This window comes from Citrobacter sedlakii (assembly GCF_018128425.1).
Lineage (GTDB): Bacteria > Pseudomonadota > Gammaproteobacteria > Enterobacterales > Enterobacteriaceae > Citrobacter_A > Citrobacter_A sedlakii.
In genome coordinates this window covers 510,855-524,577 of record NZ_CP071070.1, presented here as the reverse complement: position 1 = coordinate 524,577, position 13,723 = coordinate 510,855, and the positions used below count along the sequence as shown (strand labels likewise).

Sequence of the window (13,723 nt, the reverse complement as noted above, 5' to 3'; positions counted from 1 at the left end):
TTATTGCACTTATTGCACCGCGAACTGCTGGCGGATTTTACGCATCAGCAAGAACAGCCACGGCCAGAGCACGCCGTTGACTACACTACTCCAGAACACTTCAGGTCTGAAAGAGACGTTGATCACTAAAAACTCTGACCAGAAAACAATAATATCCACCACCAGCGAAAGCAACATCACCACCAGAGCCTGCTGCCAGAGCGCCAGATTGCGGAATAACTGAAATTTTAATGCGACCAGATACGCGATGATGCTCATCGACAGCGCCCGCACGCCAAGCGTGGAACCGCTAATCAGATCCAGTATGGCACCCATCACAAAGCCTGTGCCCACATTTACGCGGTGCGGCAGCGCGAGGATCCAGTACAGTAAAATGAGCAGCACCCAGTTTGGCCGAAAGACGATGATCTCCTCCGGCCAGGGCATGATTTGTAATAAAAGCGCGATGAGAAACGAGAGCCAGATAACCCAGCGACCCTGGCTACGATAGCTCGCCACTACTGACCTCCCGACGGACGCGGCTGAGGCGACGCAGGCTGCGGCGGCGTTACGGGCGTCGTGGCGATCCCGGTCGCTGGCGCGGGCATTGGCGCAGGCGGCCCCATCATATCCGGCGAGGGCAGCACCTGAGGCATCATCTGCGTCAGGCGCTCATTCGCCACGCGATGCACATCTTCCGGCGTCATGGGATTTGACCCGTTACGGTCGGCGCCCCACAGCAGCAGCAGATAGCGCAGACGCTGTAAACCGGCGGTTGGACGCGCTTGTATCACGGTATATGCCCGCTGTGTATCCAGCTTAACGGAGGAAACCACGGCCACCGGATAACCTTCCGGGAAGCGCCCGCCCAGCCCCGACGTCACCAGCACATCGCCGACGCGAATGTCGGTATTGGCTGGCAGGTGTTCGAGCTGCAAATCATCGGTGCAGCCGTTACCGGCGGCAATCACACGGATATCGTTACGCAGTACCTGAATCGGCAGCGCATGGGTCGCGTCGCAAATCAGTAATACACGGCTGGTCAGCTTCGCCACCGCGACCACCTGGCCAACAACGCCTTTATCGCTGATGACCGGCTGGCCTTCGTAAACGCCGTTCACGCTGCCTTTGTCGATAACCACCTGATCGCTGTAGGGATCGTTAACCGTCGAGATGACCTGCGTCACCATTTTTTGTTCATCCTGACGCAGCGGCGATCCCAGCAGCTCGCGCAGACGCGCATTCTCCTGTTTGTACTGCCCGAGCATCAGCAGCTCGCTGTTTTTCAGCAGCAGTTCCTGACGCAGCGCCCGGTTTTCAAGCTCAAGCTGGTCGCGCGAAGCCAGCGTTTGCGAGACGCCATCAAGCAGTTCACGGGGACCATTGGAAATAAAGTAGAAAGGACTGACGGCGGTATCCATGTACGTGCGGATTTGACTGAACGTACCCAGACGGCTGTCGGCGATAATGACGCCGAGCGCCACCAGCACCGCCAGGATAAGGCGAATCTGTAGCGACGGGCCACGGCTAAAAATTGGCTTCATAAGTTTGCGTATTCTCGTATCAGATTCGGCAAAGGCGCCAGACACGCCCCTGCCTGCATCCGATTACTCTTCGCTGAACAGGTCGCCGCCGTGCATGTCGATCATTTCCAGCGCTTTGCCGCCGCCACGCGCCACACAGGTCAGCGGGTCTTCAGCGACAACAACTGGAATACCGGTTTCTTCCATTAACAGGCGGTCAAGATTGCGCAGCAGCGCGCCACCGCCGGTGAGCACCATGCCGCGCTCGGAGATATCAGACGCCAGTTCCGGCGGGCACTGTTCCAGCGCAACCATCACCGCGCTCACGATACCGGTCAGCGGTTCCTGCAGCGCTTCCAGGATTTCATTGGAGTTCAGGGTAAAGCCGCGTGGAACGCCTTCCGCCAGGTTACGACCACGCACTTCGATTTCGCGCACTTCGTCACCCGGGTAAGCGGAACCGATTTCGTGCTTAATACGTTCTGCGGTCGCTTCACCGATCAGAGAGCCGTAGTTACGGCGGACGTAATTGATGATTGCTTCGTCGAAGCGGTCGCCGCCGATACGCACAGATGACGAATAAACGACGCCGTTCAGAGAGATAACGGCCACTTCCGTCGTCCCGCCACCGATATCCACCACCATGGAACCGGTTGCCTCAGAGACCGGCAGGCCTGCGCCGATAGCGGCAGCCATTGGCTCTTCGATCAGGAACACTTCACGGGCGCCTGCGCCCTGCGCGGATTCACGAATAGCACGGCGTTCAACCTGGGTCGCGCCAACCGGCACACACACCAGCACGCGCGGGCTTGGACGCATAAAGCTGTTGCTATGCACTTGCTTGATGAAGTGCTGGAGCATTTTTTCAGTCACGAAGAAGTCGGCGATCACGCCGTCTTTCATTGGGCGAATCGCAGCAATATTGCCCGGCGTACGGCCCAGCATCTGCTTCGCGTCATGACCTACTGCAGCCACGCTTTTCGGCGAACCGGCACGATCCTGACGAATGGCCACAACGGAAGGCTCATTCAATACGATGCCTTGTCCTTTTACATAAATAAGGGTATTCGCGGTACCCAGGTCAATGGACAAGTCATTGGAAAACATGCCACGAAATTTTTTCAACATACTAAGGGATAATCCTGAAAGCTGGGGCGGAAAACAAAATCCGCTTACTTTACCAACCACACGCAGCAGCGACAAGGCGCAAAAATCATCTGCTACGGTGAAAATTAGTGCAGTTCGTTTCCTCTGTTACAAATCTCTACCTGAGTCCCTCAGGGCTGAGCTTTTCAGCAGCAATCCTCGCTTTCATTTGCAACCTGTTTAAGGTCATTCACCTGCATATGTGCTGCAACACCCTGGCGAGCAGACAAGCACACCCCCATGAAAGCACAGCGCGCGTTATTCTACGTGAAAACTGAACAAACGGCAGGTCAAACCGAGTATCTTTGAGAATATTTTTTCACGTTTGTATCCAGCGGTTGGGAGGAGGCAAAGAAATCCCCCTGTCCGCCCGCAACGCCGCGGGCTGTCAGCGTCTGCCACTCGCCACGCGACCGTACGCCTGTCGCGTAAACCTGGGTATGGGTGCCCGAACAGGCTTCCACCAGGCTTTGCACCAGTAACTGGTTCTCTGTTCGCTTCTCAATGTTTCTGACCAATCCCGGGTGGAGCTTGAGTAATTCCACATTGAGCTCTTTGATCCAACTGGTGCTGACCAACGTTAAACCCGCCTGGGTTACCGCCACCCGAACGCCTAACGCATTCACCAGACGAATAACTGGCTGTAACCGGCTGATGTGTTGACCCACATCTGCCTCTGCAAGTTCAATAATTATGCGTTTACGTTGTGATTTTTCACACTGCATCAAGGTATCACGCAGCCAGCGTTGAAAACGCGGACGAATCAGCGACTCTACGGTGACCTGAATCGCCAGATTTTCTTCCGGCCAGTAGCCCAGGAGCGGAATGACCCGGCTGATCTGCAGACGGTCATACTCTTCCGACAGGCCGAACTGAAGCACCATCGGCATATATTCCGCCGAGCTAACCTCTTCATGGCCGTCAAAAATGCGGCACATCAGTTCCCGGTGGTGAACGCGCCCTTCACGGGTAACCGCTGGCTTTTGATAAATGCGCGGCCCGCCGCGACTGAGCATTTGTTCAATCAGGGTGCGCCAGCGTACGTTGCCGCGCCCTTTTTCCGGCAGCGTATCATCGTACACCGCCCAACTATTTCCGCCCTGCAATACCGCGTTGCGGGTGGCCGCTTCCGCATGTTCCATCACCTGTTCGGTCGACTGGCCGCTACGCCAGGCGCAAATGCCGATATGGAACATATCGTCGCGATCGAGCATTTTATTGGTTGGCAGCGCATCGACCGCTTTCAGAAGTTGCCCGGCGACGCTCTCCGCCTCTTTCAGGGTACGGTGCGGCAACAGCACGGCGAAGTCACTGCGATGGTAACGCGCCAGCAGCGCGCCCGGAAAGCGCAGGATAAAGGTGGATAACAAATTGATCAGGCTGAACAGTTCTTCTTCGGCGAGGTTGCGTCCCCAACTGTCACGCAGCAAATTGAAGTCCGGCAGACGAATCATCATCACCACCCCATGAGCGCCGACCTTTTCTTGATCGTCCAGCAGTGTCGCCAGTTGGTTATCAAAAAAGAGACGGTTGCTGAGGCCGGTTTTGGTGTCCTGAGCCGCGTACGAGCGAATAAGCGTATCGAGTCGGCTGCGTTGCTCCTGCGCGCTCTGGATCTCGGAGAGCAGCATGTCCAGCGCGCTGCTGGTGCGCGCCGGCCATTCATACACGCTGCCGCGAACATTCGGTCCGCGCTCGCCGTTCAGGATCCGCGTAGAACGCACCTCCAGTAGCTCCTGGCCGGAAAGTTGGCGCTGCAGCCAGCGCACCGCCAGAAACAGCATCAGGATAATAAAACCGATCGCCAGCGTGAGCGGCGCGGTGGTCATCAGCGAATGAAAATAATTCCCCATCGGATCCTGATAAACCAGATCCATCGTCATGCCCGGATGTTTTAACAGCGGTACCGACAGTTCCCGGAACATATTACTGGTGCCAACCGGACGGTAGCTGCTGGCGCGCGTCTGGGTAAAGATCGTTTTTTCACCCTGGCGCAAATCAAGCCGGACGATATCCGCAGACATCATCAGTTCGTTGATGTGTGGTGACAGCGCGTTGTAATCGCGCGAAACGAGATGCGTATCGATGGCAGTGGCGACCGCCTGCACACGATGACTCATTTTGTACTGGATGGCATTGTAAAAACTCAGCGAGCAGCCGATCAGGGTGACAAAAATGGTCAACCCGGTGAGTAGCGTAACAAAAGCTGAGAATTTCGTCGTTAATCGCATCCTTGTGTTAACTCCGCCAGTAAATTGCGACACGAAAATGCATAACCAAACGCGAAATCCGCCTGGTTGCGCAAAGAGTGAGTGCATACTACCAAATCAGGTGTATCTGGCAATTTATTGCGTTGAATCGACGTCACGTTTCAATTAGCGAGTATAGTCTTCAGGAATCATTTTCCAATCCACTACGCAACATTGAGGACAGGTTATGCAGGCTTTGATATTGGAACAGCAGGACGGTAAAACCCTCGCATCCGTGCAGACGCTTGAAGAAAGCCGGTTGCCGGAAGGCGATGTTACCGTGGACGTGCACTGGTCCAGTCTGAACTACAAAGATGCGCTCGCGATCACCGGAAAGGGAAAAATTATTCGTCATTTTCCGATGATTCCTGGAATTGATTTCGCTGGCACTGTGCGCACAAGCGAGGATCCGCGTTTTCATGCCGGTCAGGACGTTTTACTGACCGGATGGGGCGTTGGCGAGAATCATTGGGGCGGTCTGGCCGAGCAGGCGCGCGTCAAAGCGGACTGGCTGGTGGCGATGCCGAAAGGCCTGGATAGCCGTAAGGCAATGGTGATCGGTACGGCGGGCTTCACCGCCATGCTCTGCGTAATGGCTCTGGAAGAGGCCGGTATCCGTCCTGAAGATGGCGAAATCGTGGTGACCGGCGCCAGCGGCGGCGTGGGCAGTACGGCTGTCGCCCTGCTGCATAAGCTGGGTTATCAGGTCGTTGCCGTATCGGGTCGTGAAAGCACCCATACTTATCTGAAACAACTTGGCGTCCAGCGCATTTTGGGACGCGACGAGTTCGCCGAGTCTCGCCCGCTGGAAAAACAGCTGTGGGCAGGCGCGGTGGATACCGTTGGCGATAAGGTGCTGGCAAAAGTTCTGGCACAGATGAACTACGGGGGTTGCGTGGCGGCCTGTGGCCTGGCGGGCGGTTTTGCCCTGCCGACAACGGTGATGCCGTTTATTCTGCGCAACGTGCGTTTGCAGGGTGTGGATTCCGTGATGACGCCGCCCGCCCGCCGCGCCCAGGCCTGGGAACGACTGGTTCGTGACCTGCCGGAAAGCTTCTACGCGCAAGCCACAACGGAGATCGCGCTGGCCGACGCGCCGAAATTCGCCGACGCCATCATGAACAATCAGGTTCAGGGCCGTACGCTGGTTAAGGTTAAATAAGCCGTAGCGCTGCAAAAATTTACATTTAAATAACGAAATTTCTCAGCGCATTGACAGACTCCCTGCCATAGTAACTACGCGTTACGCGTATGCCGGGAGTCTGTTATGAAAAAATACCGTCCACTTACTGAAGCCGATGTCACCGCCGAATCGGCTTTTTTTATGCATCGACGCCAGGTGCTTAAAGCCCTGGGCATCAGCGCTGCCGCCCTCTCGCTCCCTACAACGGCGCAGGCCGATCTGTTGGGATGGTTTAAAGGCAACGATCGCCCCCCCGCGCCTGCCGGAAAGCCGCTCGACTTCAGTAAACCCAGCGAGTGGCAAAACAGCCTGCCTTTAACGCCGGAAGATAAGGTCACTGGCTATAACAACTTCTATGAATTCGGACTGGATAAAGCCGATCCGGCGGCCAATGCCGGCAGCATGAAAACCGATCCCTGGACGCTGAAAATCAGCGGAGAGGTCGCTAAACCCCTGACGCTGGACCACGACGCCTTAACCACCCGCTTTCCTTTAGAAGAACGCATTTACCGAATGCGCTGCGTCGAGGCCTGGTCAATGGTGGTACCGTGGATTGGCTTTCCTTTACATAAGCTGCTCGCACTTGTCGAACCCACCAGCAATGCCCGTTATGTGGCGTTCGAGACGCTTTACGCGCCGGACGATATGCCGGGACAAAAAGATCGTTTTATCGGCGGCGGGTTGAAGTATCCCTACGTTGAAGGCCTGCGGCTTGACGAAGCCATGCACCCGCTTACCCTGCTCACCGTTGGCGTCTACGGTAAAGCGCTACCGCCGCAAAACGGCGCGCCCATCCGTCTGACAGTGCCGTGGAAATATGGCTTCAAAGGCATTAAATCGATCGTTAGCATCAAACTCACCCGCGAACGACCGCCGACCACCTGGAATCTCGCCGCCCCGGATGAGTACGGTTTTTACGCCAACGTGAATCCGCACGTCGATCATCCGCGCTGGTCGCAGGCCACGGAGCGATTTATCGGTACGGGCGGGATCCTTGACGTTAAGCGCCAGCCGACCTTGCTGTTCAACGGCTATGGCGAGCAGGTGGCGTCGTTATACCGGGGACTGGATCTGCGGGAGAACATATAAGTGCGGCTGAATGCAAAACAGATTACCTGGCTGAAAATCCTCCTTCACCTGGCGGGAATTGTGCCGTTGCTTTGGCTGTTCTGGGCAATTAACAGCGGCGGGTTAAGCGCCGATCCGGTGAAAGATATTCAACATTTTACCGGTAGGACCGCTCTGAAATTTCTCCTGGCGACCTTGTTGGTCACGCCGCTGGCGCGTTACGCTAAACAGCCCTTATTGATACGCACGCGGCGTTTGCTGGGGCTATGGTGTTTTGCCTGGGCCACGCTGCATCTAACCAGCTATGCGCTGTTGGAGCTGGGCATTCAGAATCTGGGTTTACTGGGCCGCGAATTGATTACGCGCCCGTATTTGACGCTGGGCATTATCAGCTGGCTTATTTTGCTGGCGCTGACGCTGACCTCCACGCAGGCGGCGCAGCGCAAGCTGGGCAAACGCTGGCAATTACTGCATAACGTCGTCTATCTGGTGGCGATCTTCGCCCCTTTACATTATCTCTGGTCAGTGAAGGTTTTATCCCCGCAACCCGTTATTTACGCCCTGCTGGCGCTGGCGCTTTTAGCCTGTCGTTACAAGAAGTTTCGCCAGTGGTGGCGCTAGTTCAGCGAAGTGTGCTGTCGGTTACAAAACGCAGAGACTCAGATGTTATTTACGTGTTAGCGGTTGATTATCTTCCCTGATAAGACCAGTATTTAGCTGCCAATTGCTACGAAATCGTTATAATGTGCGACCCTGACCTCCCGGAAGGCGTTTTTAAGCCGCTGAAAGGGTGACAATCGCGCTTTGAAGGTATATTTTGTTTTTTGCCGGAGGATTGCCGCAAATCGCAGCATTTTGACCGACAAGTCTCACTTGAGGCGTAAAGGCGAAATAGTCCGACGTCCTGACAGGCAAACGCGCTGTTGCCGTTGGGACTCACGCTTTACAGACAGCGGTAACCCCTCTGTCACAATCACACTAAACAAAGAGTACGGAACCCACTCATGGATATTCGTAAGATTAAAAAACTGATCGAGCTGGTTGAAGAATCAGGCATCTCCGAACTGGAAATTTCTGAAGGCGAAGAATCTGTACGCATCAGTCGTGCAGCGCCGGCAGGCAGCTTCCCGGTTATGCAACAGGCTTACGCTGCGCCAGTGATGCAGCAGCAACCGGCTCTGTCTAACGCAGTTGCTCCGGCAGCAGAAGCGCCGGCAGCCGCCGCAGCGGAAATCAGTGGTCACATCGTACGTTCCCCAATGGTTGGTACTTTCTACCGCACCCCGAGCCCGGACGCCAAAGCGTTCATCGAAGTGGGTCAGAAAGTCAACGTCGGCGATACCCTGTGCATCGTCGAAGCCATGAAAATGATGAACCAGATCGAAGCAGACAAATCAGGTACTGTGAAAGCGATCCTGGTCGAAAGTGGTCAGCCGGTAGAATTTGACGAGCCGCTGGTCGTCATCGAGTAACGAGGCGAACATGCTGGATAAAATTGTTATCGCCAACCGTGGCGAGATTGCACTGCGTATTCTTCGTGCCTGTAAAGAACTGGGCATCAAGACCGTGGCCGTGCACTCAAGCGCGGATCGCGATTTAAAACACGTATTGCTGGCGGATGAGACGGTCTGTATTGGCCCGGCTCCGTCCGTAAAAAGCTATCTGAACATCCCGGCGATCATCAGCGCCGCCGAAATCACCGGCGCGGTCGCGATTCACCCGGGTTACGGCTTCCTCTCTGAGAACGCCAACTTTGCCGAGCAGGTTGAACGTTCCGGCTTTATCTTCATCGGCCCGAAAGCCGACACTATTCGCCTGATGGGCGACAAAGTGTCTGCGATTACCGCCATGAAGAAAGCAGGCGTACCGACTGTACCGGGTTCTGACGGCCCGCTGACCGATGATATGGATGCGAACCGCGCCCATGCGAAACGCATCGGTTACCCGGTGATCATCAAAGCCTCCGGCGGCGGCGGCGGTCGCGGTATGCGCGTGGTGCGCAGCGATGCTGAACTGGCGCAGTCCATTTCCATGACCAAGGCGGAAGCGAAAGCGGCTTTCAGCAATGACATGGTGTACATGGAGAAATACCTCGAAAACCCACGCCACATCGAAATTCAGGTGCTGGCGGACGGCCAGGGGAACGCGATCTATCTGGCGGAACGTGACTGCTCCATGCAGCGTCGTCACCAGAAAGTCGTCGAAGAAGCGCCAGCGCCGGGCATTACCCCGGAACTGCGTCGTTACATCGGCGAGCGTTGCGCGAAAGCGTGTGTCGATATCGGCTATCGCGGGGCGGGTACCTTTGAGTTCCTGTTCGAAAACGGCGAGTTCTACTTCATTGAGATGAATACCCGTATTCAGGTTGAACATCCGGTTACCGAAATGATTACCGGTGTCGATCTGATCAAAGAACAACTGCGTATCGCAGCGGGTCAGCCCCTGTCCATCAAACAGGAAGAAGTTGTGGTTCGCGGCCATGCGGTGGAATGCCGTATCAACGCCGAAGACCCGAATACCTTCCTGCCAAGCCCCGGCAAAATCACGCGTTTCCATGCGCCTGGCGGCTTTGGCGTGCGCTGGGAGTCCCATATTTACGCCGGTTACACCGTACCGCCGTACTATGACTCCATGATCGGCAAGCTCATCTGCTACGGCGAAAACCGTGACGTGGCGATTGCCCGCATGAAGAACGCCCTGCAGGAGCTGATCATCGACGGTATCAAAACCAACGTTGATTTGCAGACCCGCATTATGAACGACGAGCACTTCCAGAATGGTGGCACGAACATCCACTACCTGGAGAAAAAACTCGGTCTGAACGAGAAGTAAGTCAGCGTTAATGCGAAAAGGCCGGGCAACCCGGCCTTTTTTATTTCTGGGGATCGCCAGGCCCCATCATGTACAATCCCCGCTTTCTTCATCCACAAGGGACAAAAAATGGACAAACGTTTTGTTCAGGCCCATAAAGAAGCGCGCTGGGCGCTGTGGCTGACCCTTCTTTATCTTGCTGCATGGTTAGTGACTGCTTACTTACCAGGCGTAGCGCCGGGTTTCACCGGGCTGCCCCATTGGTTTGAGATGGCCTGCCTGTTGACGCCGCTGATCTTCATTCTGCTGTGCTGGGCAATGGTAAAATTTATCTATCGCGACATTCCGCTGGAGGATGACGATGCAGCTTGAAGTCATTCTGCCGCTGGTTGCCTACCTGGTTGTAGTATTTGCCATTTCGGTTTATGCCATGCGTAAAAGGCAGACCGGCTCATTTCTGAATGAATATTTCCTCGGCAGCCGCTCAATGGGCGGTGTTGTGCTGGCCATGACCCTGACCGCGACCTATATCAGCGCCAGTTCATTTATTGGTGGCCCGGGCGCCGCCTACAAATACGGGCTGGGCTGGGTTCTGCTGGCAATGATTCAGCTCCCCGCTGTCTGGCTCTCGCTGGGCGTCCTCGGTAAAAAGTTCGCCATTCTCGCGCGCCGTTATAATGCCGTGACCCTTAATGACATGCTGTTTGCCCGCTACCAAAGCCGACTGCTGGTGTGGCTGGCGAGTCTCAGCCTGCTGGTGGCCTTTGTCGGGGCGATGACAGTGCAGTTCATCGGCGGCGCGCGGCTGCTGGAAACGGCGGCGGGTATTCCTTACGAAACCGGGCTGCTGATTTTCGGGGTCAGTATCGCGCTGTACACCGCCTTTGGCGGCTTTCGCGCCAGCGTGCTGAACGACACCTTGCAAGGGTTGGTGATGCTTATTGGTACGATCGTTCTGCTGGTCGGTATCGTGCACGCCGCAGGCGGTTTAGGACACGCGGTTGCAACCCTCGAGGCCATTAATCCGCAACTGATCTCCCCTCAGGGGGCGGATGATATCCTGTCTCCCGCCTTTATGACCTCGTTCTGGGTGTTGGTGTGCTTTGGCGTGATCGGGCTGCCGCATACGGCGGTACGCTGTATTTCGTATAAAGACAGCAAGGCCGTGCATCGCGGGATGATCATCGGCACCATCGTGGTCGCGATCCTGATGTTCGGGATGCACCTTGCGGGCGCGCTGGGACGCGCGGTGATCCCGGACCTGACGGTGCCGGATCTGGTGATTCCCACGCTGATGGTCAAGGTGTTGCCGCCTTTCGCTGCCGGGATCTTCCTGGCTGCGCCAATGGCGGCGATTATGTCGACGATCAATGCGCAATTGCTGCAGAGTTCCGCTACGATCATTAAAGATCTCTACCTCAATATTCGCCCGGATCACGCGGAAAATGAGACGCGGCTGAAGCGTATGTCCGCGGCGATCACCTTGATCCTGGGAGCGCTGTTATTGCTGGCGGCCTGGAAGCCGCCAGAGATGATTATCTGGCTGAATCTGCTGGCGTTTGGCGGACTGGAAGCGGTATTCCTGTGGCCTCTGGTGCTTGGGCTGTACTGGGAGCGCGCAAACGCAACCGGGGCGTTGAGCGCGATGATCGTCGGTGGTGGGCTATACGCCATCCTCGCCACCCTGAATATTCAGTATCAGGGCTTTCACCCGATAGTGCCCTCGCTACTGCTAAGTCTGCTGGCCTTTCTGGTCGGAAACCGTTTCGGTTCCCCCGCACCACAGGCCGCCGTATTGTCTACTGATAAATAAAGAGTTTTGCCATGCCATGGATCCAATTAAAACTGAATACCACCGGTGCGAATGCGGAAGATCTGAGTGATGCGTTAATGGAAGCAGGCGCTGTTTCCATTACCTTCCAGGATACCCACGACACGCCGGTTTTCGAGCCATTGCCGGGCGAAACCCGCCTGTGGGGCGACACTGATGTGATCGGCCTGTTTGACGCCGAGACGGACATGAAAGAGGTGGTCGCGATTCTTGAGAATCATCCGCTGCTTGGCGCGGGTTTTGCCCATAAAATCGAACAGTTAGAAGATAAAGACTGGGAGCGCGAATGGATGGAAAACTTCCACCCGATGCGCTTTGGCGAACGCCTGTGGATCTGCCCCAGCTGGCGTGAAGTCCCCGACGAAAACGCGGTCAACGTCATGCTCGACCCGGGACTGGCGTTCGGTACCGGCACACATCCAACGACCTCCCTGTGCCTGCAATGGCTGGACAGCCTCGATTTAACCGGTAAAACCGTGATCGACTTCGGCTGTGGCTCCGGCATTCTGGCGATTGCGGCGCTGAAGCTTGGGGCGGCGAAAGCCATCGGCGTGGACATTGATCCGCAGGCGATTCAGGCCAGTCGCGACAACGCCGAACGTAACGGCGTTTCCGATCGCCTGGCGCTTTACCTGCCGCAGGATCAACCAGAAGCCCTGAAAGCCGACGTGGTGGTCGCTAATATCCTTGCTGGCCCGTTACGCGAGCTGGCGCCGTTAATCAGCGTCCTGCCCGTTACAGGCGGTTTGCTGGGCCTTTCCGGTATCCTCGCCAGCCAGGCGGAAAGCGTCTGCGAAGCCTATGCCGATCTCTTCGCCCTCGATCCGGTAGTGGAAAAAGAGGAGTGGTGCCGGATCACCGGAATAAAACAGTAATCCCTTTTTTCAATATGGCCTGTTAGCAGGCCTTTTTTTCGGCTTTTTACCTCTTCTCCATCGCCTTCCATTCGCTAAAATATTGACGTAACCAATTGAAGTTACACATATAAAAATCATATACATTCATTGGAAGAATACGATGAACCATTCTTTGAGCAAGGCAGCGCTTCTGGCGCTAAGTATCATGCCGTTTACGGCACTGGCCTCACACTGGACCTATGAAGGCGAAGGCGCCCCGGAGCACTGGGGTACGCTGAGTGAGGAATATAAAACCTGTCAGACAGGAATGAATCAGTCCCCTGTTAATATCGACCATACGGTCAATGCCCATTTGAGTCCGCTGGCTACCCACTATGTTGATGGCCCTGTCACGCTGATCAACAACGGGCATACCATTCAGGCCGGGTTAAAATCCACCACTGCGGATACCGTAACGATCGATGGCCAACCATTCACGTTGCAGCAGTTTCACTTCCATGCGCCGAGCGAAAACACCGTTCACGGTAAGCATTACGCCATGGAGATGCATCTGGTGCATAAAGATGCGAAAGGGGCGATTACCGTCGTCGCCGTCATGTTCGAGAAAGGTGCCGCCAATAGCGAGCTGGAAAAGCTGTGGGCGACGATGCCGGAAAAAGCCGCTCAGGACGTCAAGATTACCACCCAGATGGACCTGAACGCGCTGTTGCCAAAAGAGAAATCTTACTGGCGTTTCAGCGGCTCTCTGACCACACCGCCCTGCTCTGAAGGCGTGACCTGGATCGTTCTTAAGCAGCCGCTGACCCTTTCTGCGGCACAGCTGGAGAAGTTCAGCCACACCATGCATCATGACAACAGCCGCCCGGCACAGCCGCTGAATGGCCGCGTGGTGGTTGAGTAAACGACGACACCGTAAACGTTCATGCCTGAAATGAGAGCATAGTCACACTATGACCTGCTAATCTGCTGGTTAATTCAGCAGATTATCTTGTCAGCACCTGTGGTATCGAAGAAAAAATGAGAAGTTACGCAAAATAATACGCGTACAGAAATTCGACACATTTTTTTAATTTAAT

General features: G+C 55.5%; 13 protein-coding genes. 9 read left to right on the top strand and 4 right to left on the bottom strand.

What is annotated here, in order from left to right; translation table 11 throughout:
• Positions 1-9: 9 nt before the first annotated feature.
• From mreD to csrD, 4 genes are all read right to left on the bottom strand, one after another.
• Entirely contained in the window at positions 10-498 is a 489-nt protein-coding gene (gene mreD, locus JY391_RS02565; RefSeq protein WP_042291986.1) for a rod shape-determining protein MreD, read from the bottom strand.
• The gene (mreC, locus tag JY391_RS02560; protein ID WP_060571040.1) at positions 498-1,523 is read right to left on the bottom strand and encodes a rod shape-determining protein MreC; all 1,026 of its coding nucleotides are present in this window, start codon (positions 1,521-1,523) and stop codon (positions 498-500) included. Before mreC ends, mreD begins: the two co-directional genes overlap by 1 nt.
• Positions 1,524-1,586: 63 nt before the next feature.
• Complete coding sequence (gene mreB, locus JY391_RS02555) at positions 1,587-2,630, bottom strand: rod shape-determining protein MreB (protein WP_000913396.1); 1,044 nt, start codon at positions 2,628-2,630, stop codon at positions 1,587-1,589.
• 308 nt (positions 2,631-2,938) lie between these two features.
• A complete protein-coding gene (csrD, locus tag JY391_RS02550) occupies positions 2,939-4,879 on the bottom strand; it encodes an RNase E specificity factor CsrD (protein ID WP_042291991.1) in 1,941 nt (646 codons plus the stop codon).
• A gap of 205 nt (positions 4,880-5,084) precedes the next feature.
• On the opposite strand from csrD, the gene acuI reads away from it, so the two are divergent.
• The 9 genes from acuI (at position 5,085) to JY391_RS02505 (ending at position 13,548) form a co-directional block, all read left to right on the top strand.
• Complete coding sequence (gene acuI / locus JY391_RS02545; protein WP_211935183.1) at positions 5,085-6,059, top strand: acrylyl-CoA reductase (NADPH); 975 nt, start codon at positions 5,085-5,087, stop codon at positions 6,057-6,059.
• A 105-nt stretch (positions 6,060-6,164) separates the two neighbouring features.
• Positions 6,165-7,169: a protein-methionine-sulfoxide reductase catalytic subunit MsrP gene (gene msrP / locus JY391_RS02540; RefSeq protein WP_042291996.1), complete on the top strand. Its 1,005-nt coding sequence runs from the start codon at positions 6,165-6,167 to the stop codon at positions 7,167-7,169.
• A complete protein-coding gene (gene msrQ / locus JY391_RS02535; protein WP_211935182.1) occupies positions 7,170-7,769 on the top strand; it encodes a protein-methionine-sulfoxide reductase heme-binding subunit MsrQ in 600 nt (199 codons plus the stop codon).
• A 383-nt stretch (positions 7,770-8,152) separates the two neighbouring features.
• Positions 8,153-8,620 (top strand): acetyl-CoA carboxylase biotin carboxyl carrier protein, encoded by a 468-nt coding sequence (gene accB, locus JY391_RS02530; RefSeq protein ID WP_042292003.1) that lies wholly within the window; start codon positions 8,153-8,155, stop codon positions 8,618-8,620.
• Positions 8,621-8,630: 10 nt separating this feature from the next.
• The gene (gene accC, locus JY391_RS02525) at positions 8,631-9,980 is read left to right on the top strand and encodes an acetyl-CoA carboxylase biotin carboxylase subunit (protein WP_042292006.1); all 1,350 of its coding nucleotides are present in this window, start codon (positions 8,631-8,633) and stop codon (positions 9,978-9,980) included.
• A gap of 108 nt (positions 9,981-10,088) precedes the next feature.
• Complete coding sequence (locus tag JY391_RS02520) at positions 10,089-10,331, top strand: YhdT family protein (RefSeq protein ID WP_060571036.1); 243 nt, start codon at positions 10,089-10,091, stop codon at positions 10,329-10,331.
• Positions 10,321-11,772 carry a sodium/pantothenate symporter gene (gene panF, locus JY391_RS02515; protein ID WP_181822459.1) on the top strand — a complete coding sequence of 484 codons (1,452 nt, stop codon included), beginning with the start codon at positions 10,321-10,323 and terminating at the stop codon, positions 11,770-11,772. Before JY391_RS02520 ends, panF begins: the two co-directional genes overlap by 11 nt.
• 11 nt (positions 11,773-11,783) lie before the next feature.
• Complete coding sequence (prmA, locus tag JY391_RS02510) at positions 11,784-12,665, top strand: 50S ribosomal protein L11 methyltransferase (RefSeq protein WP_042292014.1); 882 nt, start codon at positions 11,784-11,786, stop codon at positions 12,663-12,665.
• Positions 12,666-12,807: 142 nt separating this feature from the next.
• Positions 12,808-13,548 carry a carbonic anhydrase gene (locus JY391_RS02505; RefSeq protein WP_211935181.1) on the top strand — a complete coding sequence of 247 codons (741 nt, stop codon included), beginning with the start codon at positions 12,808-12,810 and terminating at the stop codon, positions 13,546-13,548.
• Positions 13,549-13,723 lie beyond the last annotated feature (175 nt).

Bases quoted from the DNA above. Each gene is read 5' to 3' on its own strand.
- mreC (WP_060571040.1), bottom strand. From the start codon at position 1,523: ATGAAGCCAATTTTTAGCCGTGGCCCGTCGCTACAGATTCGCCTTATC.
- mreB (WP_000913396.1), bottom strand. From the start codon at position 2,630: ATGTTGAAAAAATTTCGTGGCATGTTTTCCAATGACTTGTCCATTGAC.
- csrD (WP_042291991.1), bottom strand. From the start codon at position 4,879: ATGCGATTAACGACGAAATTCTCAGCTTTTGTTACGCTACTCACCGGG.
- acuI (WP_211935183.1), top strand. From the start codon at position 5,085: ATGCAGGCTTTGATATTGGAACAGCAGGACGGTAAAACCCTCGCATCC.
- msrP (WP_042291996.1), top strand. From the start codon at position 6,165: ATGAAAAAATACCGTCCACTTACTGAAGCCGATGTCACCGCCGAATCG.
- accB (WP_042292003.1), top strand. From the start codon at position 8,153: ATGGATATTCGTAAGATTAAAAAACTGATCGAGCTGGTTGAAGAATCA.
- accC (WP_042292006.1), top strand. From the start codon at position 8,631: ATGCTGGATAAAATTGTTATCGCCAACCGTGGCGAGATTGCACTGCGT.
- JY391_RS02520 (WP_060571036.1), top strand. From the start codon at position 10,089: ATGGACAAACGTTTTGTTCAGGCCCATAAAGAAGCGCGCTGGGCGCTG.
- panF (WP_181822459.1), top strand. From the start codon at position 10,321: ATGCAGCTTGAAGTCATTCTGCCGCTGGTTGCCTACCTGGTTGTAGTA.
- prmA (WP_042292014.1), top strand. From the start codon at position 11,784: ATGCCATGGATCCAATTAAAACTGAATACCACCGGTGCGAATGCGGAA.
- JY391_RS02505 (WP_211935181.1), top strand. From the start codon at position 12,808: ATGAACCATTCTTTGAGCAAGGCAGCGCTTCTGGCGCTAAGTATCATG.